This is a genomic window from Candidatus Nitrotoga sp. BS, from assembly GCF_927797785.1.
In the GTDB taxonomy this organism is placed as follows: Bacteria; Pseudomonadota; Gammaproteobacteria; order Burkholderiales; family Gallionellaceae; genus Nitrotoga.
This window is the reverse complement of record NZ_CAKMLL010000004.1, coordinates 1-1,803: the sequence shown is the minus strand read 5'-3', so window position 1 is coordinate 1,803 and position 1,803 is coordinate 1. Positions and strand designations below refer to the sequence as shown.

At 46.8% G+C, this 1,803-nt stretch carries 2 protein-coding genes; both read right to left on the bottom strand.

What is annotated here, in order from left to right; genetic code table 11:
• A partial coding sequence (locus MJ769_RS00275; protein ID WP_239233849.1) for a TPM domain-containing protein occupies positions 1-779 on the bottom strand: 779 nt, incomplete at its 3' end.
• 1 nt (position 780) lies between these two features.
• Positions 781-1,395 (bottom strand): LemA family protein, encoded by a 615-nt coding sequence (locus tag MJ769_RS00270; protein ID WP_239233848.1) that lies wholly within the window; start codon positions 1,393-1,395, stop codon positions 781-783.
• Positions 1,396-1,803: the final 408 nt, after the last annotated feature.

The window sequence follows — 1,803 nt, the reverse complement described above, 5'->3', positions numbered from 1 at the left end:
CCGCCAAATCCTCCGTGACCGAAACCACCCCCCCCCAAAGTGCCGCGCCCACCGCCAACCAAAGTAAATATAAAGGCGATAACTCCCACAATTCCCGCTAATAAAATAGGCGCGACGATGAGCCAAGAAAGCATAGCCGTTACAAAACCAATGATAATCGCCGCAGGTAAGCGTCCTAAAGATTTGCGCAGTACACCTCCCACTCCCATCACCAGCATAAAAGCGATAAATAACAATGACTCAAGATTATTAAAGCTACCAGATATTGCACTGCGCTCACGTGGGGGTGGTAACGATTCACCTTCAATTACCGCCAGCAATTGTTCGATCCCCGTTGAAATACCAGCATAGAAATTTCCGCGCTTAAAGTGCGGCGTTATAGTCTCGGAAATAATCTGCTTCGCAACAGCATCGGGCAGCACACCTTCCAGACCGTAGCCGACTTCAATGCGCAATGTACGATCATCCTTTGCAATGAGCAGCAATACTCCATCATCAATTCCCTTGCGCCCAAGCTTCCAAACATCAACAACCCGAATACCGTACTGTTCGATAGTTTCAGGTTGGGTAGTTGGAATCAGCAGCACAGCAATTTGTGCGCCTTTTTTCGCTTCAAATTGGGCGAGGCGTGTTTCAAGTTGTTGCTTTTGGGCGGCATCGAGAGTACTGGTTAAATCAGTTACGTGCGCGCTTAGTGGTGGCACCGCCACTTCGGCCTGTGCCAAACCGCTTAACCAGACCAGTGCACACAGCAGGGCTGACGCCCAGACACGCATCATGTCAATTGGCAGGCGCTAGCTGACCAGGTGTACTGAAATCAACTGCCGGTGGTTTGGAAATTTCTTTCTCATTCTCGACTGTGAACGTTGGCTTTAGCTTAAGTTCGAGCATCATAGCGGTTAAGTTGCTGGGAAAAGAGCGCACAAGAGTATTGTATTCCTGCACCGCCTTAATGTACCGGTTACGCGCCACTGTAATACGATTTTCCGTGCCCTCAAGCTGAGCTTGCAAATCGCGAAAATTGGCGTCAGATTTTAACTGTGGATAATTCTCGCTTACTACCAACAAACGGCTTAATGCTGAAGTCAGTTCACCTTGGGCAGCTTGAAATTTGGCGAAAGCCTGTTCGTTATTGATGAGCTCCGGTGTAATCTGGACGCTGCCGACCTTGGCTCGCGCATTGGTTACACCCAGTAATACTGCTTGTTCTTGTGCGGCAAAGCCTTTGACGGTACTAACCAGATTAGGCACCAAATCGGCGCGACGTTGGTATTGGTTTAGCACTTCAGCCCAGCTTGACTTGATTTGCTCGTCCGTGGATTGCAGTGTGTTGTAACCACAGCCACTTAAAGTCAGTGTGGAAATAAAAGTAAAGAATAACAGTCCAATACGCATAAAGCTCTCCTCACCGATAGATTACGGAAATAAACAGTTTAAAATCACTCATCCTAAGTAGCACATCTTACGCTAGCGGTTACTATACGTCTGAATGAAATTGACAGCAATTGGCAACAAAATGTGAAATAAAGTAATGGGCTAGTACAAAGTTAAGAGGAATTTGAGCTGTCTCAATTTCTCTTCGAGCTATCAGTGAAAGCATTCTGGGTACACGACCGTTATTAATAAAGCGGAATTCCGTTCGATGTTTGTTACGTTTGACGCAAAGAACTGAGGCTTTTTTCTCTCCACAAATACTACGGCAAGCCACTTCCCAAGCCAATCTGCGTGGTTGGAAAAACACGATTACAACTATCTAGTGTAGTGCGCCATTCTGTTTGGAACTTAATCGACTGTTGGCACGAA